Genomic DNA, 25,681 nt, shown 5'->3' on the forward strand with positions numbered 1-25,681 from the left:
ACTCAGCTTCCTTACACTTCTCACGAAATATAAGCTTTGTAGGTCCAACCAGACCCCCGTCCTTTTACCGGAGACGATACCGCCGCCCTCTACTCAGTTTCCCTTTCGCAAGCGATGCTCCGAGGTGATATTCAATGATTAGATGCTTACTACTCTCGCAGCCTTGGAGTAGCTCTCTGAAACGATCATAATCATCTACTTTCCTCTTCTTTGCATATACATAATATAAAGTCTGAAAATTCATAATTGACTTTTATTTGTTAAACGTATTATAGGACTTTGTTCTTTTCATTGTCAACATTTTTTTAAAAATTCATTTTTAAAGTTCAATTCATACACTAAAAGGTTGTTTATTTTTCTCAAAACAAAATTGGAATGAACTTCTTACACGTACTCATATATTACTTAAGTATGTTTGCTTTTCTACATAAAGAAAAACAACTTAAAACATATAAAAATTTCATGAGGAGATGAGGGAACTATGTTAAAAGGTAAAATAGCATTAGTTACTGGAGCAAGCCGAGGAATCGGACGTGCTATCGCAAAACGTTTAGCAAACGATGGTGCATTAGTTGCTGTTCATTATGGTAACCGAAAAGAAGATGCTGAAGAAACTGTTCATGAAATTCAATCAAATGGCGGATCAGCTTTTTCTATCGGTGCAAATCTTGAATCTTTACACGGTGTAGAAAACCTATATAATTCTTTAGATACTGAATTGCAAAAGCGAACTGGTGGAACGGAATTTGATATTTTAATAAACAACGCTGGAATTGGACCTGGTGCTTTTATTGAAGAAACGACTGAACAATTTTTTGATAGAATCGTTTCAGTAAATGCAAAAGCACCATTCTTCATCATCCAACAAGCTCTACCGCGTTTACGTGACAATAGCCGGATTGTTAATATCTCATCAGCCGCAACTCGCATTTCTTTACCTGATTTCGTTGCATATAGTATGACGAAAGGTGCAATTAACACAATGACTTTCACTCTAGCAAAACAACTTGGCGCACGAGGTATTACTGTAAATGCAATACTTCCAGGCTTCATTAAAACAGATATGAATGCGGAACTCTTGAGCGATCCAATGATGAAACAATATGCTACTAACATTTCAGCTTTCAATCGATTAGGTGAAGTAGAAGACATTGCCGACACTGCTGCATTTCTCGCTTCTCCTGATAGTCGCTGGGTTACTGGACAATTGATTGATGTTAGCGGAGGATCTTGTTTGTAAATTCATTTACAATAAAAAAGCCAGCAAAAATGCTGGCTTTTTTATTAGTGTGTAAAACGATATCCTACTCCCCAAATTGTTTCAATGTATGATTTATCAAATGGATCGAGTTCAATTTTTTGACGAATATTTTTCACATGTACAGCAACCGTTGCTGCATCACCAATTACATCCATCCCCCAGACAGTTTCAAAGAGACGATCTTTACTAAATACTTGGTTTGGATGTTCCGCCATACAAGTTAATAAATCAAATTCTTTTCCTGTTAACATGACCTCAGTTCCATTTATAAATACACGTCGTGCCGATTTATCAATAAGCAATCCTCGAATACGAATTTCATCTTTTATTTGTTCTCGCTTCCCTGTTAAACGATCATAACGGGCTAGATGAGCGTTTACACGCGCCACCATTTCACTTGGGCTAAATGGTTTTATAATATAATCATCTGCTCCAAAACCTAACCCTTTAATTTTATCGATTTCCTCTTGTTTTGCGGACACCATAAGTATTGGTATGTCCTTTTTCAATCGAACTTGTTTACAAATTTCATATCCATCTATTCCCGGTAACATTATGTCTAAAATTAACAAGTCATAATCCTCCAGAAGAACTCTTTGTAAACCTTTTTCGCCAGAGTAATCAATATCTACTGTATACCCCGCAACCTCTAAATAATCCTTTTCTAACTCTGCTATAATAGCTTCATCTTCAATAATTAAAATTCTTTTCAAGATGCTCTCCTTTTTCTAATTGATTTTTTGTAATGTAAATGCCAGCGTCGTTCCTTTACCTTTTTTGCTTTCTACCCAAATATCACCACCATGTTGTGTGATAATCTGATGTGCAATTGACAAACCAAGTCCGCTTCCACCCGTTTTAGAATTTCTAGAATGATCTGCACGATAAAATCTTTCAAATATATAAGGCATCGCCTTCTCCTCTATTCCTATCCCATTATCTTTTATGTAAATCGTTACATAATCAATAGATTCGGTCATGCGAATTCCTATATATCCTTCTTCTTTATCCATATACTTCACACTATTCCAAATGATATTTGTAATAACACGACGTAATTTTTCACGATCACCTTTTACCAAAATAGAAGTATCCTTTTGAGCATCCCAACTCACTGCAATTCCCTTATCTTGCAATTCAAGCTGTAGTTCTTCTATACAATCAGATAAGTATTGATTAATTTCAACCTCTTCAAATTGAAACGGTTCCTCTTTCAAATCAAGTTTTGAAAAGAGAAAAAGCTCGTCAATTAATTGATCCATATCAAACACTTTATGATAAATAATCGTTAAATATTTATCTAATTGTTCTGGAGTTCGAGCGATACCTTCTTTAATTCCTTGTACATAACCTTTAATAGCCGTTATTGGCGTCCGTAAATCATGAGAAATATTTGAAAGCAACTCTTTACGATTCTTTTCATATTGCATTTGCAACTCGACCGATTCCTTCAACCTGCCACGCATCTCTTCAAACGATAAACTTAATTCACCTATTTCATCTTTCGCAAGTGGCTTTACTTGAAAATCTAAATCACCCTTTTGAATTCTTTCCGTTGCCTGCTTTAATGAATGCAATGGTTTAATAATACTCCGTGATATAAAATATGTTAATATTCCATTCGTAATAATTAACCCAAGTATTAAAGAGAATACGAAATACGGGAAAAATTCTCTAATCATTTCTTCTAAAGGATTTACATACTCAAATACAAAAATACTAACCTTATCCTTCTCTTCATCGTAGTAATCAAATTGCTTATAGTAAAAAGAATTACCCTCTATTTTCACATCCATTCCCTTTCTTTGTCCTTCCGTTTCAAATGCGGGTAGGTATTTATCAAACGAAGAGATTTTAAAATATGGGGATGAATATTTAAGCTCATCATTTTTTCGAATTAGTAATCCTGCTTGATTATCATTTAATTCTTTATCAGTTTCCTTTAAAAAATTTATATCCTCCAATTTATCTGGAGCATACGATGAAAGAATTTTCAACCTACTAAAAATATCATCTTCATCTTCTTTTGTACGAATAGCTCCCTCCTGCTCTTTATCAATGAGAGAATGACTATTTTGATCAAGACCAATGATTGCTTTTGCAATACGAATATCACCAAATAAAGTAACACTAATTAACATAACTGCTATACCGCAAAAAACGATTGGAATAATTACCATCGCAACATACGACAACAGCAATCTAATACGGATTGACATTACAGAACTCCTATGAACATTATAATTTTAGCTAGTTACAGAATTCACCGGAAACGAAACTTGACTCATCCAAATACCAGCTAATAATACGAGTATAGCTAGAACAATTTCTAAGAGCAATAAACGGCGATTAACTGTTCCGATATCGTTACCCCATGTTTTCGTTTGTCTCCATGCTACAATTGTAATTATACATACAGTAAAAATCTTTATATTTAAAAGGTTCGTCCATATTGAATTAAAATTAAAAAGTACCCAATTCCTCGTCTGTAAAAACACAATTAATTCCCCAGAAAGAAATGCTAGAATAAATGAAGTACCAGCAATAATGCTAAAATGCTTACGGAAACTCTTTTGATCAAATGTAATTTTGTATAATGTTGTCCACGCTATAACAAGAGCTAAATAAATAAGTGCTCCTAGCCACACTGCAATACTCATTACGTGGACCATTCTAATTATAACTGCTGCCCAATTTGGATTAGTAATCCATACATGACCTGTGAAAGAAAAACTCGCAACAAGAAATCCCCAAATTAGCGCATACCATTCGTTCCCCATATGCCGCAAAGACATAAGAATCAATAATAGCAGTTGAATCATAATAATAACTGAAAATGGCGAATGAATAAGTAAACTCTCCTTCGGAATAATTGACTTATACACTATTAATTCGGCTATTAATCCTATTACAAGTATAGAGAAAAAAATCTTTTTCATATTCTTCATTCTTTGCAATATGGAAGGTAATCTATAACGCTTTACAAACATATCGAGCCACTTTACTCCTGCTCCAATTAAAATCATTCCCTCTACAATATAGCGTAGTGTTACTATCATAACATCTGAAAATACTGAGCCACTCCCACTCGCATTTTCCTCTACCACTACATTAGTTTGTACTTCTTCTCCAATTGAAAAGGGATAGCCTCCCTCACTCGGATGTCCGTCTGCAGAAATCATAGACCACCTTACTGTGTAAGTACCATTATTTAAGTTTGGTATTTTCACTTTTATTTTTGCTGGGTTATCTAATATTTCAACCTTTGATACTTGCACTCTCTTTGCACTTGCATCTAGCAATTCAATATTAACTACATTTCCCGCAACTGGTTCACTAAATTCAAGAATAATCTGTTCCGGTTGTACTGTAAGAACCTCACCCTCTTTAGGGGTGGCTCCTACAACACTTGTATGAGCAAATACACTACTATGAGAAAATAAAAATATACTTGTACTTATTACAATAAATACTATCATTCTATAAAGCATGAAAACCTCCGTATTATTATTCTGGATGATTACCCGCGTGATCTCCTGTAGAAAACGGAGTAGTTACCCCCTCATAATTCATCATCGTATGCATTCCTTTTTCCGCATGAACGAGATGATGACAATGAACCATCCATAGTCCACTATTATTTGCCTCTAGAGCAATTTCATATTCTTCTCCCGGAAAAACATTAACTGTATCTAAGTAAATCGGACTTCCCTCCATTGGTTTACCATTTTTAGAAATAACCTGGAATGTGTGTCCATGCAAATGCATTGGATGAATTTCTTCCCCCTTATTTTTAAATCGAATCTTAACTTTATCCCCTTTCTCTACTTTAATTGGTGGAATGTCAGGTGATGTCTTTCCATTAATCGTATACACCCATTTTTCTTGTCCATTTACATCTTTCACACCTTCTGCCAAATCCATATCATAGACTTTTGTAAACTTTGAATCTATCGTAAACTTGCCAACTTCTTTTTCTCCATATTTCGTAAAGTCAAACCATGGATAACTCTTTATATCAACAGGTTTTTTCGGCAAAGAACCGTTCCCAATAGTCGTCGTTAACATTCGATTCATTTTCTTAGATGGATCAACATTAATAAGTTTTACACTCGTTGTTTCTGGCATTTTAAAAACAAGGTCATAACGTTGTGCAGCTCCCATCGGAAGAATTGCTTTATCTAGCTCGTCCCCACCTTTTATGTCACGACCATCTAATGCAATAATTTGAAATGGCGCCCCAACTAATGTCATTAAATGCGTATTATTCCCAGCATTAATTAAGCGAAGGCGTACTGTTTCACCTGGTTTTGCATCCAATCGTAGTCCCTCACTTGTATCATTTAATGTAAATACATCGTAATCATCTTCATCAGATAAATCTTTGAGTTGATCATTACTTGGCATCATTAACGGTCCTTCTAAAGTTTGCGCCTTTTCATTTCGAATATGATTGCTAGGATAGCTATCCCAATCTTTATCTTGTTCGCCATTATGCTTACCGGTTTTTATGGCTCCTGTTTTCCATTCATGGATCGCCACTGTATAATCCTTTTCATATTTTACAGCTGGTTTATTCGGTTCAATAACAATGGTTCCAAATAGTCCCCGTTCCGTTTGTATTGCACTTTTTTGATGTGAATGATACCAATATGTCCCCACCTGATCAGCATTAAATGCGTATGTATATGTTTCACCTGGTTTTATAGCATTTTGCGTAACACCTGGAACACCATCTACCGCCGCAGGAACATCTAATCCGTGCCAATGGATTGTAACGGGTTCTGGCAATTCATTTTTCAAATTTACAACAATACGTTCACCTTGTTTAACTCGAATTTGAGTACCCGGTGATGTTCCATCAAAGGTCCATGCATCTACCTTTTTCCCATTTCCCAAATCTACACTTGCTACTTTCGCCGTAATATTAAAAGTTTTTGTAACCCTATTTTCTGCATCTGAATTCGTAAGAGATGTAATTGATTCTGAAGTAGATGTTACGTCTCTTAACTTCTTTTTTTCATTTGTACCTGGGTAATTATTAATTAAAAAATATCCAAAAATAACTAACCCTAATAGTAAGCATGCCGCAATCAATATATTTCTTAAATCACTTTGTATAAATTCCTTTTTCATATTAGTCTCTCTTTCATTTTTTGTTGTAAACTATTAATTTTCATACGTGGATTCATTGCCTATCACCTCACATATTCACTTCGATTTACATCATAACACTCAGAAAAAAAGAAACTTTGAAGGAATTTTAAAGACTTTATAAAGAAATATATTTCAATTTTTATTCACTTCTAAATCTTTTTTATTGCGCAATAAAACATTTTATATAATACTGTATAAAACATATATATTTAGGAGGATTACAGCAATGTCTGAAAAAGCATACGAACTCGCAACCTTCGCAGGCGGTTGTTTTTGGTGCATGGTAAAACCATTTGATGAGCTTCCCGGTATTCAAAAAGTACTTTCCGGCTATGCAGGTGGTCATGTAGAAAACCCAACATACGAACAAGTAAAAACTGGAACATCTGGACATTTAGAAGTTGTACAAATTACATTCGATCCTTCTATTTTTCCTTATCAAAAATTACTAGATTTATATTGGCCACAAATTGATCCAACTGATGACGGCGGACAATTTTTCGATCGTGGTCCATCTTACCGCACAGCAATTTTTCATCATAATGAAACACAAAAAGAGCTTGCAGAAAAATCAAAGCAAACTCTAGCAGAAAGCGGTATGTTTAAAGGTCCTATTGTGACTGAAATTCGCTCAGCTGCACCTTTTTATGAAGCAGAGGAATACCACCAGCATTTCTATAAAAAGAATCCAGAGAAATATGCTACTGAGCAAAAAGAATCTGGCCGTGAAGACTTTATAAAAGAAAATTGGCAAAAATAATAATAAAAATGCATCGTACCTTTTAAATACGATGCATTTTTATCTTTGAAAAAAGTACCATACAATGATGAGAACAACCGCTGTTAATGTCCAAAGTGCTATTTCATTTTTCACTCTACTTTTTTCTTAGTCATTTCCTCTCCTCCTAATAGCAATACAACGTATTCAAGATTTCCTCTGTTTAATTGTCCACCTTATATACGTGAATACATCCTTACAAATTCTTATAACAAAACCACCGACGATTCCGATTGCAATTGAAATTACTAACATCTGTACAAAACTAAGAGTAGTTGTGTATGTTATGTAGATAACAATGCATACAAGTAAAACATCCGGTAAAGAAAGCAAAAACTTTTTAAGCATTTCTTCAGCTCTCCTATGCTTTATTTGTAATTTATACTTTCTACTGTAGCTTTGAAATAAAGTTTGTTCAAAAATTCCATTTAGACACTCATTTTACGAAAAAAGAATAAGAACCTCTTTTAAAAAGGGATTCTTATCTACATATCCTATTCCATAATTACTCCTAAAACAGAATAATATTACTAGTGATTTATTGTAAATTATCTATCAACAAATAGTTATTAAAAACTATTTACCGGGCAATCGGATACTGCGCCAACTACCTACATCGCATTGACCGTATGTATTATCACCTACTGCTACCACCGTGCCATCTAATTTCAGACCGACCGTATGCGCACAACCCGCCGCTATCGCTACAATATCACGCCAATCGCTTACATTACATTGACCATACTCATTCCAGCCAACTGCCACCACGGTACCGTCTGATTTAAGTCCGATTGTATGATTCGTACCAGCTGCTATTGCCATAATATCTTTCCAGCTGCCTACATCACATTGACCAAGTTTATTATTACCCACTGCCATCACTTTGCCATCCGATTTCAAACCAACAGTATGAAGATAACCTGCCGCCAACTCCACCATACCACGCCATCCACTTACATTGCATTGGCCATATCGATTATTACCCACAGTCGTCACTGTGCCGTCCATTTGAAGACCGACTGTATGCCAGTCACCCGCCGTGACCGCCACAATATCTCTCCAGCTACTTATATTACATTCTCCTTCTTTATTTCGCCCCACTGCTATTACTGTGCCATCCGGTTTAAGGCCAATGGTACGACGCCACCCTGCCGCAACCGCTACAACATTATTCCAATCATTTACATCACATTGTTCATGCTTATTCCAACCCACAGCTACCACAGTATTATCACTTTTAAGAGCGATTGTATGAGCGTTCCCAGTGTTCGTCGCCATATGAACATTGCCCGCAGCGACTGCTTCAATATCACACCAGCTGCTTACATTGCATTCTCCTTCTTTATTTCGCCCCACTGCTACCGCTGTGCCATCCGATTTAAGACCAACAGTATGACCACGCCCCGCCGCTATCGTATCTTTAGGCCACCGTTTCATTTTTAATATCTCTTCTTTCGGTGAAATGTAATTCATGTTTTACCTCCTTCAAAATAAGCAACTGTATCCAAATAGATATTTTTATCTAATTTCATTATAAATGACCCGACTTTTTTTATAAATTTACAGCTATAAAAAAAGCCTATTACTACTTCTTCAAAAAATAAAAACCTCCAGTTTAAATACTAGAGGTTTTTTCTTTATTTCTTCAATCGTTCAATAAAATCATTCAATTTATCAAGAGATTTCATATTCTGATTACAAGCTACACCATCTTTACAAATATAGTTTCCCTTTTTCACGAAAGTTCCTGGTATATTACCTTTAATTTCAACTAAAAACATCCCTACTTCTTCATGTCCATGACATAATGAACAAATGCTCTTTTTATTTAAACTTTGGAACGTTCCTTGCAGACCAACAAACTTATTTTTATCATTTTTCGCTATAATAAATTTCCTGCTTGACCCTTTATCAATCCAGCTTAAATAAGATAATTCTTTCATGTCCAGTTCTTCCATATCAGGAAGTTTTAATTTTTTCGCTTTAGGAAATAATTTTTTTAATGTTTGCGCTGTAACTTCCTGAAACGGAATGACATACGGATTTATTTTTAGTAAAAACGATTCTGCATCTTCTCTATTTTGAACTGTTAATACCGTATCAATTAACTCTTTCTGTTCATCTGTTAAATTTTCAAATACATGTATTATTTTTTCAATCGCAAGTGATTTTAACGCTTGAATTACACCTCTATCATTTGCCGTTGCGTGCCCATTTGCTAAAATATAAGCTTGTGATTTTATAAAATTATATTGATCACTTCTAATAAAAGCTTCCATCTTTATCACTCCATACAAATTGTTGATCTAGTCTTATTGTATACAATGATTCAGCTTTTTGATATGTAAAAGATAACTTAGAAATGAACATTACATACTCTGACTATGTTCTACCGAGGCATTTCCTGACAAAAGAAACCATCATCTGTTTTCCATTCTGCATATAATACATCTTCAAATTTAGTAATCCCTTTTTGCTTTATTTGTTTATAAAGCCATCCTTCATCAAAACCTGCTTCCCTCAAATTATCTTTCACTACTTTTCCATCACTAATTAATGAAATCGGTAAGTATACAGGTTTATGTTTTAAACTTAAATCATTTATAGTAGGAGATTCATATTTGCTTTTCTTCAGAACACTTATGTTTCCATTAGGTTCCAAAATCATATATTCAACTTCTCGGATTGAAAATATATCTTTTTGTTGTCTTAGCATTTGTTGTAGTTGATTAATATCCAAATGATTTGAACTTAGTTGTTCCCGGTCAATATATCCATTACGGATAATGATTGACGGAGAGCCTTCAAAAAAACTTCTCGTCCCCCTAAATTTTTGCGTTATCACTTCTATTGTATAAATTAACACTACCCATACAAGTACTGCATATAAAATAGACCATACTTTTATTTCCGGATCATATATAGTATTTCCTACTAATTCTCCGAGAACTATGGCAGAAATAAAATCAAATGGCGTTAACTGAGATATTTGTGTCTTCCCTAATATTTTAGTAGCAATCAATAGCACAAAAAAACCAAAAAATAGTTCTATCGTTATTTGTCCTAGATGATTCATATATGCTCACCTTTCTGCTTTTCACTCAAATGCTCTATATTCTATTTAGTAAAAAGCCGGCACATTTTTTCTATTATCTTGCCCATTCATATCCAATAGATACAAAACAAAAAGAGTCTAGTTCAATTTAATAATTGAACTAGACTCTTTTATTTTCATTTAGAATACACAATCTTTTTAATCGTTTCTCCGGAAAGAAAATGCTCCTCCGCAAGTTGATGAATGGAAATTCCACTTTTAAACGCTTCTTTAATAGCTTTGTTTCTTTCATCTAGTTGTTTTCTTCCTCCAGATTGTGTACCCCATTTATAATGTTTTGTTTCTTGTTTTGGAATGTAAATTGTTTCACCTTGTATATACTTTTGAATTTCAGCAATTAAACTTTCTGGTAAAACCGTCGCAGCTTTAACGTATTTCATTTCTGCTCGCCCCTTATTTTTTATGGTTCATTTCAATAAGGTGCAAAGCCAAATATAAAAAATGATACGAGCTCATTTAGGCGATTGTATATTACTTGTCTACCCCACGCAAAGTATCGCCATTTCCATACTTGGCTTTGCATGAGACGCTGCAGTGTCTGGCAATTGAATTATAATCGCCATATAAACACCTCCTAATATACCTTTTGCATTTTATTATATGATAAATTTCTTCCCCTTGCATCCACATCCTTTTTAAAGCACGAAGTTACTTAGTTTGATATAATACTTTTTAGTCCAATCCAAAAGTATAGTGAGGTTGCGTTATGAAAAAGAATATTATCATTACAATCGTTACATTATTCATTATTACTGTAGCATTATTCGGAACATACAAATTGATGAACGCAAGAAGTTTTCAATTGTTTGGAGGTTTAACAAACCGAGTAGAAACAAATGAAAAAGTGATTGCTTTAACTTTTGATGATGGCCCTACGAACAATGTAAAACAAATATTACCACTACTAGATACATACAATGCAAAAGCTACTTTCTTTTTAATCGGAAATGAACTAGAGAAAAACCTATCGTTAGGAGAAGATATCGTACAATCTGGACACCAAATTGGAAACCATACATACTCTCATAACAGAATGGTTTTCAAAACTCCTTCTTTTATTAAAGAAGAAATAGAAAAAACGAACTCGATAATCCGTCAAACAGGATATACAGATAAAATTGATTTTAGACCACCTAACGGTAAAAAGCTAATTGGTCTGCCCTATTATTTAAATAAAAACAATATCGAAACAATCACATGGGACCTTGAACCTGATACTTTTTATACATCTACAGCTGATAAAATTGAATATGTTAGTAAAAATGTAAAACCAGGTTCTATCATTTTATTGCACCCTATGTACGATGAATCTAATGAAAATCTGCAAACTATTGAAGGTATTTTAGACTCTTTATCTAAAAAGGGCTATCAATTCGTGACAGTAAACGAATTGCAAAAAAAAGCAAAATAAAAAGGTAGCGTATCATAGAGCGATACGCTACCTTTCTTTTTATATAATTCCAAGTACATTTAGGAATACGATAATAATCGCAATTGGTGCAATATAGCGAAGTAAGAATAACCATAATACGAATAGTTTATAGCCTTTATTTTTACTTACACCAAGCTCTTTCATTAATACATCTTTCTTCATTTTCAACGGAACAAAGATGGAAACTAATAAAACACCAAGCGGCATTAATATGTTACTAACCGCATAGTCTGCTAAATCAAAAATTGTTTTCCCAAATGGTTTCACATCACTTAACAAACCGAATGATAAGGCTGATGGAACCCCTACAACAAAGATTAACAAGCCAACAATTAATGCCATTTTTTCACGTTTCCCTTTACTTTTACCTTTAGTTGTTAAAGACGCAACACTAATTTCTAACATCGAAATTGCTGATGTAATAGTAGCAAAGAAGAATAGTAATAAGAAAACAATGAAGAATAACTTCCCGAACGCCATTTTACTGAAAATAGCTGGCAGTACGATAAATAATAGCCCTGGTCCTTGAGATGGTTCCATCCCAAATGCGAACACTACTGGGAAAATTGCAAGCCCTGCAAGTAATGTAATCACAAGCGTTAAAGCTACGATAGAAAATGCTGAACGTGGTAAGCTTTCTTCTTTCGGTAAGTACGAACTATACGTTACCATAACGGCTACCCCGACAGATAACGAAAAGAACGATTGCCCCATTGCATATAAAATGATTTCTGATGTTACGTTTGAGAAATCAGGTTGTAAGAAGAATCGAACTCCTTCTCCAGCACCATCTAACGTAAGTGCACGAACAATTAATACAAAGAATAAAACGAATAATGCTGGCATGAAATATTTATTTACTTTTTCAACACCATTTTGTACACCTTTACTTACGATAAAAATAGTAATAAGGATGAATAATAGCTGTGATCCAACTGCTAAATACGGATTGGAAATGATTTCACCAAACGTAGCTTCGTATGCTCCATTTCCTTCCCATAGTCTACCTGTAATTGCATTCCATAAGTATAATATAATCCATCCTCCTACAACACTGTAGAAAGAAAGTAATATGAAACATGTTACAATCCCTAACTTCCCTAACCATGGCCATAATGTTTTTGGTGCGATTTCTCTATATGCATCAACGGCCTCTTTTTGTGTACTTCTTCCGATAACGAATTCAGCTAATAATAGCGGTAAACCAATTAATAATGTGAAACCGATGAAAATAAGGAAGAACGCGCCGCCTCCTCCAATTCCGGCCATATACGGGAACTTCCAAATCGCTCCAAGACCAATCGCTGAACCTGCTGCAGCTAATACGAAACCTAATTTCGATGTCCATTGCTGTGAATTCATTTGTTAATCTCCTCTCTTTATCTTTTTCTGTTTTACAATCCGGTATTTATATTGTTCTATCCATACTCTTTTCTAATACGTTCACTTCCTCCCTAATAAAAAACGTCCCTACGTAAATACGTAGGGACGACAAAAATATCGCGGTACCACCCTAGTTGTGAAGATACACCAAAGTTAGGACCTAAATAAAAAACGTCCCTACGCAAATACGTAGGGACGATAAAATATCGCGGTACCACCCTAGTTATGAAGCCACACCAAAATTAGGACCTAAATAAAAAACGTCCCTACGTAAATACGTAGGGACGATAAATATCGCGGTACCACCCTAGTTGTGAAACAATCTTCACCACTTTATTTGATAACGGTATAAACTACCGTCTTTCATTTCCTCATAATGTGAGATTTATGAAAGATGCTCCAGGACGAACTTCATGAATAATCTATATACTGATTCACACCAACCATCAGCTCTCTGAAATAGGGAGATTTTCACTACTATACCCTTTCATTGCCCAAATATTATTTTCCGAATTGATTACTATCATTTTTATCATACATTAAAAATAGTGTCAACTTATATTTTGAAATTTTATGCATTACATTCTATTTAAAAATTCAAAATATGACTTTTGTATGAATAGTATTAGAACATTTATGGTTTATACTGTATTAACTTCTCTAGCAGGTTTATAGTAGTATACGATAAATGCAAGACAGCACGAGTAGGAGGAAAGAATTTTGTCTACTTCAAAAGTTTTAAAAGGTACCGCTTTATTAAGTGGTGCAACAATGATTTCACGAATTTTAGGTTTTATATACTTTTTCCCCTTTCAATTATTAGTTGGAACGCAAGGGGTCGCTTTATATGGATACGCATACTCTTGGTACGGTATTTTATTAAGCTTTTCAACAGCTGGTATTCCTATTGCCGTCTCAAAATTTGTTGCAAAACATAATGCACTTGGTGATTATAGTACAAGTAAAAAATTGTATAACTCGAGCGTAAAATTAATGATGTTTATGGGCTTTTTAGGATTTTTAACTTTATTTATTGGAGCACCGTACATATCACAATTTATTATTCGCTCGAAAACACCAGATCCACAATTTATCGCAGACGTAACACTTACAATGCGAGCATTAAGCTTCGCGCTTATTATCGTACCAGCTATGAGTGTTACACGTGGTTATTTCCAAGGTTTTCAACATATGAAACCAAGTGCTGTTTCTCAAGTCGTAGAACAAATCGCACGTGTCGTTTTCATTTTAGTTGGTAGTTTTATCGTCTCAAAACTATTAGGAGGTTCAGTAGCTTCTTCTGTTGCAGTTGCTACATTTGGTGCTGTTATCGGGGCACTTGCAAGCGTCTCTATTTTAATGATGTACTGGAAAAAATATAATGGATTAAAACCTCCTGAAGGTGAGCTGAAAACGAGATCATCAAACATTCCGTTAAGAAGTATTTATATGGAATTACTACGTTATGCAATTCCAATTGTATTTGTAGGCATTGCAATCCCGCTCTATACGTTAGTAGATCAATATACCGTAGCTGATGTCCTTAGAGCAATGGGAGAACCTTTAGAAACCGCGAATGCAGTTTTCGCTTATATAACGAACTATGCCCAAAAGTTAATTATGATTCCGGCTTCACTTGCAACTGGATTCTCATTAACAATTATTCCGGCTATAACGAAATCATTTACAAGCGGGAAGCTAGATGAATTACAAGGACAAATTTCAAAGATATTTCAAGTGTTGTTATTCTTCACTATCCCAGCCGCATTCGGTCTTGCTAGTATCGCTTACGATGCATTCCGCATGGTTTATGTAAATCCTGAAATTGCACTTGGTGGATCACAATATTTAATTTCATTTGCACCTTCTGCTGTATTAAGTGCAATTTTCACAGTTTCAGCCGCTATATTACAAGGAATTGATTATCAAAGAAAAACAATGATTGCATTCTCAGCCGGTATTCTCGTTAAAATTGTGGTGAACACACCGCTCTTACATTTATTCGGTGGACATGGTGCTGTACTTGGAACAATTCTTGGATATCTCGTTTCAAATATTATTATGTTGTACTGCATCGTTAAGTTTGCGAAATTTAAAATTGGCGAAACAGCAAAAACAGTATTTCTTATTACGATTTACTCCGCAGCAATGTCTGCTGTTGTGATCGTATTAAGAGCAATTATAAGCTGGATTATTCCTGGACAATCTTATGTAGAATCACTGATCATTGTGTTTATATGCGCCGCAGCAGGAGGACTTGTTTATCTTTTATTCGTATTAACAAGTGGACTTGCTTCGCATATTCTCGGTGATAGGATTCAACGATTACCTGTATTAGGAAAGTTAGTAAAATAAAAAAACAAGAGATGTAACGCGTTGTTACATCTCTTGTTTTTTTACTTCGCATATTGAATACGCTTTTGTTGTTCAGCAATATTTAATTTTGGGGCATATTGTTCTACTAAATGTAATACCTCTTCGATCAACACTTCTAACTCCTGTACACTATACTCTGGTTCCCCTATCAGCGTATTCGCCATACGCTCATATAGATTTTCAGGTTTAATATTCATACGCTCTACATTATAAGCCATCCATTTAAATGCAGGATGGTGCACGTACATTCTATTCAAACCGAATAAAACACCGAATAAATCCCTTTGTACTTCACAAATAACATCATAAAGCATAAGCCAATCTTTCCGTTTTAAAAGCGCCTCTCGATTATGCCAACGATTACTAAACCAAAGTTTTTCTGAAATCATCCTTTTCGCCAGTTCTTCTGGATATGCTTCAACTCTATCTTTTAGAGCATGTACTTTTACTTCTCCATACAAACTCACACCATCATGAACCGATGATACAATACATTGTTTCTCATAATTTGTATCATACTGCTCTATAACTTCTGAAATAATTTTTTCTACTGTTAATGTTAAAAAGTTACTAATCTCTAGTTTAATTCCTTCTTTCGTCAAATACGTTTCCGACCATTCTTCTTCCTCGTATGGATGATATGACAAAATAGTGCCACCTATAGTTTCGATTGGCTTTTGACGGTCTTTATCCTCAGGTGATGCTGACCATAAAATATGTAATTCGATATCCGAATGTTCATCTTCTAATTTTCTCGCTACAGAGCCTGCTAAAATAATAGCTTCGACTTTCGGATTTCGCCTATAAATCTCCGATATTTCTATCGCTTTCTCTTTTAATCCCATCTCATTTCCCCCTAAAACTGCAGTACTCCCCTTACTTTTCATTTATCTATTTCGATATTAAACATTATATTACCTTTTCAAATTTCCACTAAATCATATTTCTACCCAATAACGTTGAACAATTTCGCCAGAATTAGAAGAGACTACTTCATTTTCTAGCACACCACCAACCTTTTGAATCGTTTTAGCCGAACCAATATTAGCTTTATCACAAGTTATTAGCACTTTCTTCAACCCTAACTTTTGCGCTTCACTTAATGCAAGTTTCAATTGTTTTGTCGCGTAACCTAGGCGACGTTTATTCGGATGGATACTATAACCGATATGACCGCTTTCCAGCAATAATTCTGGATTTAATCGATGTCTAATATTCACAAAACCGATAAGTTCTCCTTTTTCAAAACTTAAAAACTGACTAGATGGCACTCGATTTGCTTGTAAGTTTTCTCCTAATTCTTGTATACTCACTTTTTCAAACCATTCATCTAGTGAATCAAAATTTTGTAAAGAACAACTACCGTGCGGTTCTTCTCCTGCATGTAAAAATGCCTGCCTATACTCCATAATTTGTTCGCTATATTCGTATGTTGGTTTCAATAGCTTCATTGTCATTCTCCCCACTCACCCATTATCTATTTTTCTAAAAGAAACACCTTAATAGGGGATTTTCATCCTTACTATTAAGGTGTTTCCATCAATTTTATTCAAATAGCCCCATACTTAAATAGCGTTCCCCTGTATCAGGTGCAATACATAAAACCTTTTTACCAGCACCTAAACGCTTCGCTATCATTATTGCGGCGTAAACAGAAGCTCCTGAAGATGGCCCTACTAGTAATCCTTCTTGTCTTGCCAAGTTCCTCATTGTAGTTAATGCCTCTTCATCTGCAATTTGCATAATTTCGTTATACACTTCTGTATTTAAGTTTTTGGGAATAAACCCTGGGCTTGTTCCGACTAGTTTATGAGGGCCTGGAACACCACCAGATAACACTGGTGATCCTTTCGGTTCTACTACGGCAATATATAAGTTTGGTAGTTTCTCTTTTAACGTTTCACCGGTCCCTGTAATTGTTCCGCCTGTTCCTGCGGTTGCTACAAATGCATCAAGTTCTCCATCCATTTGTTCATAAATTTCAAGTGCAGTCGTATAACGATGAATATTCGGATTTGCTGGGTTTTCAAATTGCTGCGGAATAAAACTATTTGGAATTTCTTTTTGTAACTCTACCGCCTTCGCAATTGCTCCTGGCATTCTTTGTTCTGCTGGTGTTAAAACTACTTCTGCTCCGTATGCTTTCAATAAATTAATACGCTCTTTGGACATATTATCTGGCATAATTAAAATAGCTTTATATCCTTTAGCAGCTGCATTCATCGCTAAGCCAATTCCTGTATTTCCACTTGTCGGTTCAATAATTGTATCACCTGGCTTAATGAGACCGTGTTCCTCGGCAATATGAATTAAGTTATAGGCAGCACGATCTTTCACACTGCGTGACGGATTAAACATTTCCAGTTTTACATACACATCCGCTGCGTCCTCTGGAATAAATTTAGATAATCGGACAACAGGTGTATCTCCTATTAATTCTGTAACGTTTTCACATAATTTCATAGCGCATCCCCTATTCTATCGTTTTCTTATCATTTGGCAGTAACAATGAAGTAAGTCCAATTAATGGTAAACCACTACATAATAGCATAATAAATTGAAGACTATACATATCAGCTAATTTCCCAAGGACTACAGCACCTAATGCTCCAAGACCAAACGCAAGACCGACAATTAATCCTGACACCATTCCAACTTTCCCTGGAACAAGTTCTTGAGCATATACAACGATTACACTAAAACTACTAGAGCTAATAAATCCAATGCATAAAAATAACGGTACAACCCACATAAGAGAAACGTGAGGTAACAATAGTGCAAGCGGCGCTGAACCGAGCATCGAAAAGACAATAATCTTTTTCTTACCGAATCGATCCGCTAGCGGACCACCAAAGAAAGTACCTAATACACCAGCAATCATAAAAGCGAAGACGAAATACTGTGCATTTTTTATAGATAAACCGTAATGCTCTATTAAATAAAATTGATAGAAATTCCCGATACCAGCACCGTACCAAGAACGTACGAATGTTAGAAAAACAAGAAGTATAATAACAAATTTAATGTGCGTACTTACAATCGCATTTTCAGCCTCAAGTGCAGCCCTCTTTTTCCTTCTTACAGCACCAGTGGCTAATTCATTTTTATACCAATTTGATACGAAAATTAGTAATACAATTCCAACTGCTGCAAAGGCTGTAAAACCTAAAGAACCAATTTGACCGAGCGGAACGAAAATTAATGCTGTAAAAATAGGTGCTAGAGAATTCCCTGTATTTCCCCCCACTTGATAAATCGCTTGTGCTAAACCTCGTTTTGCACCGGCTGCCATGTAAGCAACACGAGCGCCCTCCGGATGAAAGACCGCGGAACCTAATCCAATAAATAAAACAGAAATAATAACAACTATAAAGTTCGGTGCAAATGCGAGTCCAATCATCCCAAGCATACTCGAAAACATACCGAGCGGTAATAAAAATGGTGACGGCTTCTTATCTGAATACATCCCAAAAACCGGCTGCATAATCGATGACGTCATATTTAACGCAAACGCAATCCACCCTACTTGCATATAGGATAAATTCATCGTTTTTTCCAAAATAGGAAACAACGCTGGCACAACTGCTTGCATCGAATCATTCAAAAAATGTCCGAAACTAATCGCAAATAATATTCGATATATTGTCGGTGTTTCTACTGTATTTTTTTGTGAAACTGCCTGCATATGTGTATTTCTCCTTCCTGTACAAAATATATTTTTATTACAGTTATTATAATAAATTTAGACTTTAATCAGAATAAATTCTGAGTTTTGAAACATTTCTATTCTATACTGGTTTCATTTCTTTTTCCAGAAATTCAACTTCTAAAAAAATATATTTTTTCTATGTGCTTTGTCGGATTTATTCATATGAACTCTTTGTATTTTTTTTTATACTAAGGCAGGACGAAAGGAAGGCTTGCAAATATGAAGAAAAAGACGATCCTAAAACATATTAGGATCGTCTTTTTTTATTAAATAGAAAAACGCTTATATTTCTCATAATCACTCGTCTTACATTCTAGTGCCATTTTCGTACCTTCGTTTTCATAACTCGTAGATAAAACGTGTGCATGATTGTTGAAATACGAAACTACCTGCCCTTGATCATACGGAATTAACATTTCACACTTCGTATACTCTTTATAAATGTGTGAACGAACTACTTCTACTAGCTCTTCAATTCCAACATGTTTCTTCGCAGATAGATAAACGCGATCTTCTTGCACTTTCGGAATTTCAACATCTACCAAATCTGATTTGTTGTATGCATAAATCGTCGGGATATTTTCCACGCCAATTTTCTTTAACGTTTCATTTGTAATATCAATTAATTGCTCATAATTGGGATTTGAGTAATCTACAACGTGAATGAGTAAATCCGCTTCTGCCACTTCCTCTAGCGTTGAACGGAAGGCTTTCACAAGATGATGCGGTAATTTACTTACAAATCCAACAGTATCCGTTAATAAAAATGATTTATTATCCGGCAAATCAATATTTCGTACAGATGTCTCTAACGTCGCAAATAACATATCTTTTTCAAATACTTGTTTTTCTACAGTACCATTAAAAATTTCAAGCATTGTATTCATTATCGTTGATTTACCTGCATTCGTATATCCTACTAACGACACAACTGGAATTTCATTTTTCTTACGTTGTTTACGCTGCGTTTGGCGCTGTGCAACAAGTGCTTCTAATTCTTTATTTAGAGCCGCAATTTGTTCTTCAATTTTACGACGATCTAATTCCAACTTCTTCTCACCGACACCTTTATTTTTCGTGCCAACTCCCCCGCTTTGTCTTCCTAAAGATTCACGAAGACCGATTAAACGAGGCATCATGTACTGAAGATGGGCCACTTCTACTTGCAACTGCGCTTCTTTCGTTTTCGCACGTTGCGCAAAGATATCTAAAATTAAAATGGTACGATCAATTACTTTACAATCTAAATCCTCTTCTAAATTTCGAATTTGTGAAGGAGATAATTCGTCATTAAAGATGACCATATTTGCATCTGCTTCTTTCACATACGCTGCTACTTCTTCAATCTTCCCTTTTCCAATATAATGCGACGGATTTACTCGTTGTAAATTTTGCGTCATTTGACCGATTACTTCCACATCACAAGCTTCCGTAAGATTTGCTAACTCTTCCATCGAATATGCAAAATCAGCTTCCTTACCTAAATTCACTCCAACTAATATTGCTCTTTGTAATAATTCTTCCATATATTTATTCCTCCATTTCGATTACGCAAAATAAAAAACACAGGTCACTGCCTGTGTTTTCGTAAACGGATAAGGGTTCACCAAAGAAATAGAAGAAAGCAGTGCTTTCGTCCTATACATGGTCAAAAAGTCCCAAGATAGTATACGTATCCAACAAGTGTTCACCTATACTATCCCATTCTATTTATAAAGGCAAAACAAAAAGAGGGCGTATTCGTCCCTCCCTCTTTTTCACATATAAGCTTAATAAAGGGTTCCTTTAAAATAGGCAGACCAATCCCGTTCACTCTGTACACAGACAGAGCCTTTGAGCGCTATTCAATTATTGGCACAAAGTATTGAGACGTAATCTGATTAAGATCAAAGGAAGCCCCTCCGTTCATTTTAAGTTACATAAAGTGTAGCATAAGTAATTCGCTTTCACAAGATTAAACCACCCATAGAAACAGAAAGAAAATCTTTATATTTTTACTTTAATCGTCATTTTTTGCGAGTTCTTCTCACAATAAAAATAACAACAGCTACAATGAATAATACACCTATAACAATAACCACAACTTGCCACAAACTTAAGCCGCTCACCATATCCCCTTTTAAATCCACTTTCTTCGTCGGAACAGACTCTTTTGCAATATGACGTAAAGCCATTTTCTCTATCTCTGCCTCATCTAATCTCTTCGTTCCACTGCAGCTAGATGTCTCCAACAGTTTCACTTCTCCTCTATGAGAAGTGAACACTAGGTACTCTCCTCCCTCTGCAAAACGAAACGCACAACTACCACTACTGCTTGTATATATAATAATTTGCGAAGAACTTGTCCCTTTCCAAATTTTCTTCACTTCAAATAATGTTTTCATTCTTCCGTCCTTCTCTTGAACTTCTAATACCTTACCTTCAAACACTACATCATTTTGTTGTAACCTCTCTTCTGGTGATGCTTTAGTACAATCACAAGCATAAGATTTCTCTGGTAAAATAAAATAAGTAAAGCTACAAATTAAAACAAGAGACAATACATATACGATTCTTTTCAAGAATCTCAAACCCCTTCATTATCAAGTTTAGAAGCTTTCCGTATATTATTTGGATATCACTCCTCAAATCCCTTTCCGTTTATTAAAATATATTAATTTTGTTAAACAGAAAATCTTTATCAATATTTTTACGATCTAATATTAGTATCAGATTATAAAAAATAAGTTAGGAGATGTTCTTATGAATTCTCAATCTCGTATTACTGCAATTGGTACTTATGTTCCAGATCAAATATTATCTAATAACGATTTAGAAAAGAAGGAAAATTAAATAATGGAGATACACTTTTACTGTAGGGATTTGGCGATGGATGTATGCATTTAGGGCTTATTGTGGAGTGGGATTTAAACTGAAATTTCCTTTTATACAACTAACATTACGGTAAATGAAATTATATCAACGATTCCAGTTAGACTATTAGTTGATCACAAAAAAGCGGCATTCAAAGATTGATTATCTCCCTTTGAACGCCGCTTCTTTTATCTGAATTTTATTTACCTGTCCGAGACCATATCACAACTGGAATAAGCAGTAAGGCTACAGCCCCTCCCGCTAATGATAATGCCTCATAACTTGAATTAGCTACTACCATACCTGACATCGCTCCACCAGAAGCTCCAGCTAACGCAACAAATACATCTATTTTTCCTTGTGTTTTTGCACGTGTAGAAGGTATAGTTGCATCAACAATTTGAGCTGTACCACTTATTAAACCGAGGTTCCACCCTAACCCAAGTAAAGACAGAGCAACAATTAATAATAGTAAAGAATCACTCGGCGCTATCGCAGCTATGACACCCGCCGCTAGTAAAATTACTCCACCAGCTATACTCATCGTAGTTCGGCCGATTTTATCAATTAACATTCCTGTAACGAGAGACGGAAGATACATTGCACCTACATGAAAACCAATCACGAGACCTACTGCACTTAATCCATGACCGTGGTGTCCCATGTGAACTGGAGTCATCGTCATAATCGCAACCATCACTATTTGAGTAAGTATCATTACGATTGCTCCAACAGTAACACCACGTTTATTTTCTATCATTTCTTCTGTTACTGGTTGCCCTTTATATGTATGTTCTTGTTTATATGTTTCTATTATGTTAGCAATAATTAACGGATCTGGACGAAGCATAACAAAAAGTACAAGACCCGCAAGTATAAATGCCGCTGCTGATAATATGAACGGACCAGCAAGGTTAGGAATTCCAATTGAATGGGCAAAATCTCCCATTACGCCTACTAAATTTGGACCAGCTACCGCACCAAAAGTCGTCATAACCATCGTAATACTAATAGCAGTTGCTCGTTGTTTCTTATCTGCTAAATCGGTACCAGCATAACGAGCTTGTAGATTCGTCGCTGTACCCGCACCATATATGAGTAAAGAAACTAGTAATAGAATAATACTATTTGTTAACGCAGCCAATACAACTCCAATAGCTCCTAGTCCTCCTACTATAAACCCTGTTGCAAGTCCTATTCGGCGACCATATTTTTGCGATAACTTCCCAACAAAGAAAGCCGCTACCGCAGATCCCATTGTAAACATAGCAGCTGGTAATCCTGCATACGCATCCGTCCCAAGCATTTGCTGTGCAAGAAGTGCACCTACTGTAATACCAGCAGCTAACCCCGCTCCGCCAAACATTTGTGAAATACTTACGATTATTAACGTTCGTTTATATAATTTTTGTTGCTCTTCTTCTGTATACATACGCTTACTTATTAAAACATCTGCTGTATCTATCATTTCCTCACCCCCCTATGAAACTAATATCTCTTGTTAATGTACTATAAAACAACAAAATCCCAAAATTTAAAGCGCTTAAATTTATCCATATTTCGTTACTCCTACACCTTAAATAATGCTAAGTTCCTTTCGTGAAGAAACTTAGCAAAAAAATTATTGTTTCCAAATAATGATTAAAGTGCGATTTATTACAAATACCATTCCAAGAATAATAGCTAAGGTTATTTGATCAACAACATATAGAGCAAGTGAGGTAACTCCAAACAATATGATTTCCAACATAAACCTATATGGTTCTGGCAGTTTTAATGATGCTTTAGGTGCAATGAAAATCCCCCATATTGTCGCAAAAAGTAGTGGTGAGCCAATTCCAAAAATAAATTTCACATATACACTTTCCCAAAATTGAAAGCCCGAGTAACATAGTGATGCAAGAGCACATAATTCTAGAAAAAATCGAATCGCTAAATTTATAGGTTTTATAAACATTTAAAGAAAACCCCTTTGAAAAATATATTTAAAATCCTATGAAAATAATATTATGCATCCGTTATTTGAACTTGATACGTGCCCATTCATGACATGTAAAAAACAATTATACATCTTATTAATATTATTCAGTTTATCTTTCTAAACTTCGAAAACTTGATCTTGACGGATAATGAATGAAAGCAAATACTTAATGACAGTGATACATATGCCTATAATCACAAAATAAAGAACTCCACGGTTTACGTTTCGCCCATTACGGAGGAGTTCCCAAAATAATTCTATAAATTTTTTTGACAGCTAACGTTCCATAATTAAAATGCGATTCATATTTAGCCTATTCCCCTACTACTCTTTCTTAAAGCTTCCCCTTCCTAAAACAACAAACTTACTACAGCACAAACTAAAATAATTGGTACACTCGCTTTATATAAATATATAAAATACTTCCAACTAAAAAGCTGTCTTGTAATTTGGTAAAACCAAATTACAAGACAGCTTCCCTTCATATTTCCTATACAAACCTTTTTACTATTTGACTCCTGCATCTTGCACAGATTCAATTTTCTTTTTCTTTCCTTCTTTTATTTCATTATAATAAGAAGGTAATTCTATATTATGCTCTAAGAAATAATCCTCAATTAATGAAATAATTACTTTCAATGTTTTCAAACGGGCGTATAATTTATCATTACTCGCGATAATATGCCATTTTGCATTCGGCTTATTTGTATTTTCAAACATGTCTTCTATTGCTTCGACATACTCATCCCATTTTTCACGATTTCGCCAGTCTTCATCTGTAATTTTCCACCTTTTAAGAGGGTTGTTCTCTCTTTCTGTAAATCTCTTTAACTGCTCATCTTTACTAATATGATAGAAAAACTTTCCTATTATGTAATGATCATCTGTTAATAGTTTTTCGAAATCATTAATTTCATCATACGCTCTCGTCCACTCTTCGTTTGTAGCAAAGCCTTCAACACGTTCAACTAATACACGCCCATACCATGAACGGTCGAATATAGTAATTTGCCCGTACTGAGGAAGTTTCCGCCAAAAACGTTGCAAATAATGATACCGTTTTTCATGAGGAGCAGGCGCTCCAATTGGATTTACTTGGAATCCGCGTGGATCAAGATGTTCAGTCACTCGCTTAATTGCTCCGCCTTTACCTGCCGCATCCCAACCTTCCATAACCATCATAACGGCTATTTTCTCTTCTTTTAATATTTGTTGTAGTGCCAATAAACGCATTTGATATTTTTCAAGTTTCTTATTGTACTCAGATTTTGATTCAATTTTTTTCGTTAAATCTACTTTAGCAAGATGCTCTTTTTCCATCAAACGAATCCCCCTTGTTATATGACAATGTTATTTTAACATATTTATTGGTAATATTTTCATATTAATATTTCTTTTAACTAATACTCGTACCCCTCCACCTATATCTATCTTTTATAAGTTGGACGCTACTTTATATTAATAAATTAATCCCCCTGATATGCTTTTTCGTATCCTTTAGCAAGCATTTATTATTAATCAAAAAAACAAAATAAGGAAACTATGCCGAAAAATCTCTACACAGTTTCCTTGTTTTTTTAAATGTGCGTGTGACATACTTGGGAAGATTAATAACGAAAAGATAGGAGCTCTATCG

23 protein-coding genes, 1 pseudogene and 1 other annotated feature are annotated in these 25,681 nt (G+C 34.9%); of the genes and pseudogenes, 5 read left to right on the plus strand and 19 right to left on the minus strand.

Annotated elements, in window-relative coordinates:
* Positions 1-481 precede the first annotated feature (481 nt).
* Entirely contained in the window at positions 482-1,240 is a 759-nt protein-coding gene (locus AC1DS7_RS07755; RefSeq protein ID WP_002141274.1) for an SDR family oxidoreductase, read from the plus strand.
* Positions 1,241-1,284: 44 nt separating this feature from the next.
* Here AC1DS7_RS07755 and AC1DS7_RS07760 read toward each other — a convergent pair whose 3' ends face one another.
* Genes AC1DS7_RS07760 through AC1DS7_RS07775 form a run of 4 tightly spaced genes read right to left on the minus strand, consistent with a single transcriptional unit; the run spans position 1,285 to position 6,397 of the window.
* Complete coding sequence (locus AC1DS7_RS07760; RefSeq protein WP_002031197.1) at positions 1,285-1,974, minus strand: response regulator transcription factor; 690 nt, start codon at positions 1,972-1,974, stop codon at positions 1,285-1,287.
* Positions 1,975-1,989: 15 nt separating this feature from the next.
* Positions 1,990-3,480 (minus strand): sensor histidine kinase, encoded by a 1,491-nt coding sequence (locus AC1DS7_RS07765; RefSeq protein WP_002141272.1) that lies wholly within the window; start codon positions 3,478-3,480, stop codon positions 1,990-1,992.
* A gap of 27 nt (positions 3,481-3,507) precedes the next feature.
* Positions 3,508-4,752 carry a copper resistance CopC/CopD family protein gene (locus tag AC1DS7_RS07770; RefSeq protein WP_476998888.1) on the minus strand — a complete coding sequence of 415 codons (1,245 nt, stop codon included), beginning with the start codon at positions 4,750-4,752 and terminating at the stop codon, positions 3,508-3,510.
* Positions 4,753-4,768: 16 nt separating this feature from the next.
* On the minus strand, positions 4,769-6,397 hold the full coding sequence (locus AC1DS7_RS07775) for a multicopper oxidase family protein (protein WP_476998889.1): 1,629 nt from the start codon (positions 6,395-6,397) through the stop codon (positions 4,769-4,771).
* Positions 6,398-6,644: 247 nt separating this feature from the next.
* Between AC1DS7_RS07775 and msrA the strand changes: the two genes are divergently transcribed.
* Positions 6,645-7,178, plus strand: a complete 534-nt coding sequence (msrA, locus tag AC1DS7_RS07780) for a peptide-methionine (S)-S-oxide reductase MsrA (protein ID WP_372488540.1) — start codon at positions 6,645-6,647, stop codon at positions 7,176-7,178.
* 165 nt (positions 7,179-7,343) lie between these two features.
* On the opposite strand, the gene AC1DS7_RS07785 is transcribed toward msrA, so the two are convergent.
* The 5 genes from AC1DS7_RS07785 to AC1DS7_RS07805 form a co-directional block, all read right to left on the minus strand.
* Positions 7,344-7,544, minus strand: coding sequence for a hypothetical protein (locus tag AC1DS7_RS07785; RefSeq protein WP_002141267.1), 201 nt, complete (start codon positions 7,542-7,544; stop codon positions 7,344-7,346).
* A 228-nt stretch (positions 7,545-7,772) separates the two neighbouring features.
* Positions 7,773-8,669 carry an RCC1 domain-containing protein gene (locus AC1DS7_RS07790; protein WP_016103128.1) on the minus strand — a complete coding sequence of 299 codons (897 nt, stop codon included), beginning with the start codon at positions 8,667-8,669 and terminating at the stop codon, positions 7,773-7,775.
* A gap of 164 nt (positions 8,670-8,833) precedes the next feature.
* A complete protein-coding gene (locus tag AC1DS7_RS07795; RefSeq protein ID WP_002012159.1) occupies positions 8,834-9,475 on the minus strand; it encodes a FusB/FusC family EF-G-binding protein in 642 nt (213 codons plus the stop codon).
* A 110-nt stretch (positions 9,476-9,585) separates the two neighbouring features.
* Positions 9,586-10,272: a DUF421 domain-containing protein gene (locus tag AC1DS7_RS07800; RefSeq protein ID WP_002126773.1), complete on the minus strand. Its 687-nt coding sequence runs from the start codon at positions 10,270-10,272 to the stop codon at positions 9,586-9,588.
* Positions 10,273-10,427: 155 nt separating this feature from the next.
* Positions 10,428-10,691 carry a CD3324 family protein gene (locus AC1DS7_RS07805; protein ID WP_002012161.1) on the minus strand — a complete coding sequence of 88 codons (264 nt, stop codon included), beginning with the start codon at positions 10,689-10,691 and terminating at the stop codon, positions 10,428-10,430.
* A 326-nt stretch (positions 10,692-11,017) separates the two neighbouring features.
* Here AC1DS7_RS07805 and AC1DS7_RS07810 point away from each other — a divergent pair, with 326 nt between their 5' ends.
* Positions 11,018-11,722, plus strand: coding sequence for a polysaccharide deacetylase family protein (locus tag AC1DS7_RS07810; protein WP_016103126.1), 705 nt, complete (start codon positions 11,018-11,020; stop codon positions 11,720-11,722).
* A 39-nt stretch (positions 11,723-11,761) separates the two neighbouring features.
* Here AC1DS7_RS07810 and AC1DS7_RS07815 read toward each other — a convergent pair whose 3' ends face one another.
* A complete protein-coding gene (locus tag AC1DS7_RS07815) occupies positions 11,762-13,105 on the minus strand; it encodes a sodium-dependent transporter (RefSeq protein WP_002012165.1) in 1,344 nt (447 codons plus the stop codon).
* Positions 13,106-13,403: 298 nt separating this feature from the next.
* Positions 13,404-13,626 (minus strand) — a binding site (T-box leader).
* Between the two features lie 220 nt (positions 13,627-13,846).
* Between AC1DS7_RS07815 and AC1DS7_RS07820 the strand changes: the two genes are divergently transcribed.
* The gene (locus AC1DS7_RS07820; RefSeq protein WP_002141263.1) at positions 13,847-15,481 is read left to right on the plus strand and encodes a putative polysaccharide biosynthesis protein; all 1,635 of its coding nucleotides are present in this window, start codon (positions 13,847-13,849) and stop codon (positions 15,479-15,481) included.
* Between the two features lie 41 nt (positions 15,482-15,522).
* On the opposite strand, the gene AC1DS7_RS07825 is transcribed toward AC1DS7_RS07820, so the two are convergent.
* The 6 genes from AC1DS7_RS07825 to AC1DS7_RS07850 form a co-directional block, all read right to left on the minus strand.
* Positions 15,523-16,347, minus strand: coding sequence for a DUF4037 domain-containing protein (locus AC1DS7_RS07825; RefSeq protein WP_002141262.1), 825 nt, complete (start codon positions 16,345-16,347; stop codon positions 15,523-15,525).
* Between the two features lie 93 nt (positions 16,348-16,440).
* Positions 16,441-16,953 carry a GNAT family N-acetyltransferase gene (locus AC1DS7_RS07830; protein WP_476998890.1) on the minus strand — a complete coding sequence of 171 codons (513 nt, stop codon included), beginning with the start codon at positions 16,951-16,953 and terminating at the stop codon, positions 16,441-16,443.
* A 94-nt stretch (positions 16,954-17,047) separates the two neighbouring features.
* On the minus strand, positions 17,048-17,965 hold the full coding sequence (cysK, locus tag AC1DS7_RS07835) for a cysteine synthase A (RefSeq protein ID WP_002012169.1): 918 nt from the start codon (positions 17,963-17,965) through the stop codon (positions 17,048-17,050).
* 10 nt (positions 17,966-17,975) lie between these two features.
* Positions 17,976-19,187 carry an MFS transporter gene (locus AC1DS7_RS07840; RefSeq protein ID WP_002012170.1) on the minus strand — a complete coding sequence of 404 codons (1,212 nt, stop codon included), beginning with the start codon at positions 19,185-19,187 and terminating at the stop codon, positions 17,976-17,978.
* Positions 19,188-19,477: 290 nt separating this feature from the next.
* Entirely contained in the window at positions 19,478-20,737 is a 1,260-nt protein-coding gene (gene hflX, locus AC1DS7_RS07845) for a GTPase HflX (protein ID WP_215588933.1), read from the minus strand.
* Between the two features lie 480 nt (positions 20,738-21,217).
* Positions 21,218-21,772 carry a hypothetical protein gene (locus AC1DS7_RS07850; RefSeq protein ID WP_016103121.1) on the minus strand — a complete coding sequence of 185 codons (555 nt, stop codon included), beginning with the start codon at positions 21,770-21,772 and terminating at the stop codon, positions 21,218-21,220.
* 181 nt (positions 21,773-21,953) lie between these two features.
* Here AC1DS7_RS07850 and AC1DS7_RS07855 point away from each other — a divergent pair.
* Positions 21,954-22,031, plus strand: a pseudogene (locus tag AC1DS7_RS07855) (3-oxoacyl-ACP synthase); the annotation flags it as partial.
* 232 nt (positions 22,032-22,263) lie between these two features.
* Here the strand turns inward: AC1DS7_RS07855 and AC1DS7_RS07860 are convergent.
* The 3 genes from AC1DS7_RS07860 to AC1DS7_RS07870 form a co-directional block, all read right to left on the minus strand.
* Positions 22,264-23,532 (minus strand): MFS transporter, encoded by a 1,269-nt coding sequence (locus AC1DS7_RS07860; protein ID WP_016103120.1) that lies wholly within the window; start codon positions 23,530-23,532, stop codon positions 22,264-22,266.
* 153 nt (positions 23,533-23,685) lie between these two features.
* Entirely contained in the window at positions 23,686-24,021 is a 336-nt protein-coding gene (locus AC1DS7_RS07865) for a YrdB family protein (RefSeq protein ID WP_016103119.1), read from the minus strand.
* Between the two features lie 531 nt (positions 24,022-24,552).
* Positions 24,553-25,365 carry a polyphosphate kinase 2 family protein gene (locus tag AC1DS7_RS07870; RefSeq protein WP_476998891.1) on the minus strand — a complete coding sequence of 271 codons (813 nt, stop codon included), beginning with the start codon at positions 25,363-25,365 and terminating at the stop codon, positions 24,553-24,555.
* Positions 25,366-25,681 lie beyond the last annotated feature (316 nt).

This window comes from Bacillus sp. P4_E1 (assembly GCF_056401715.1).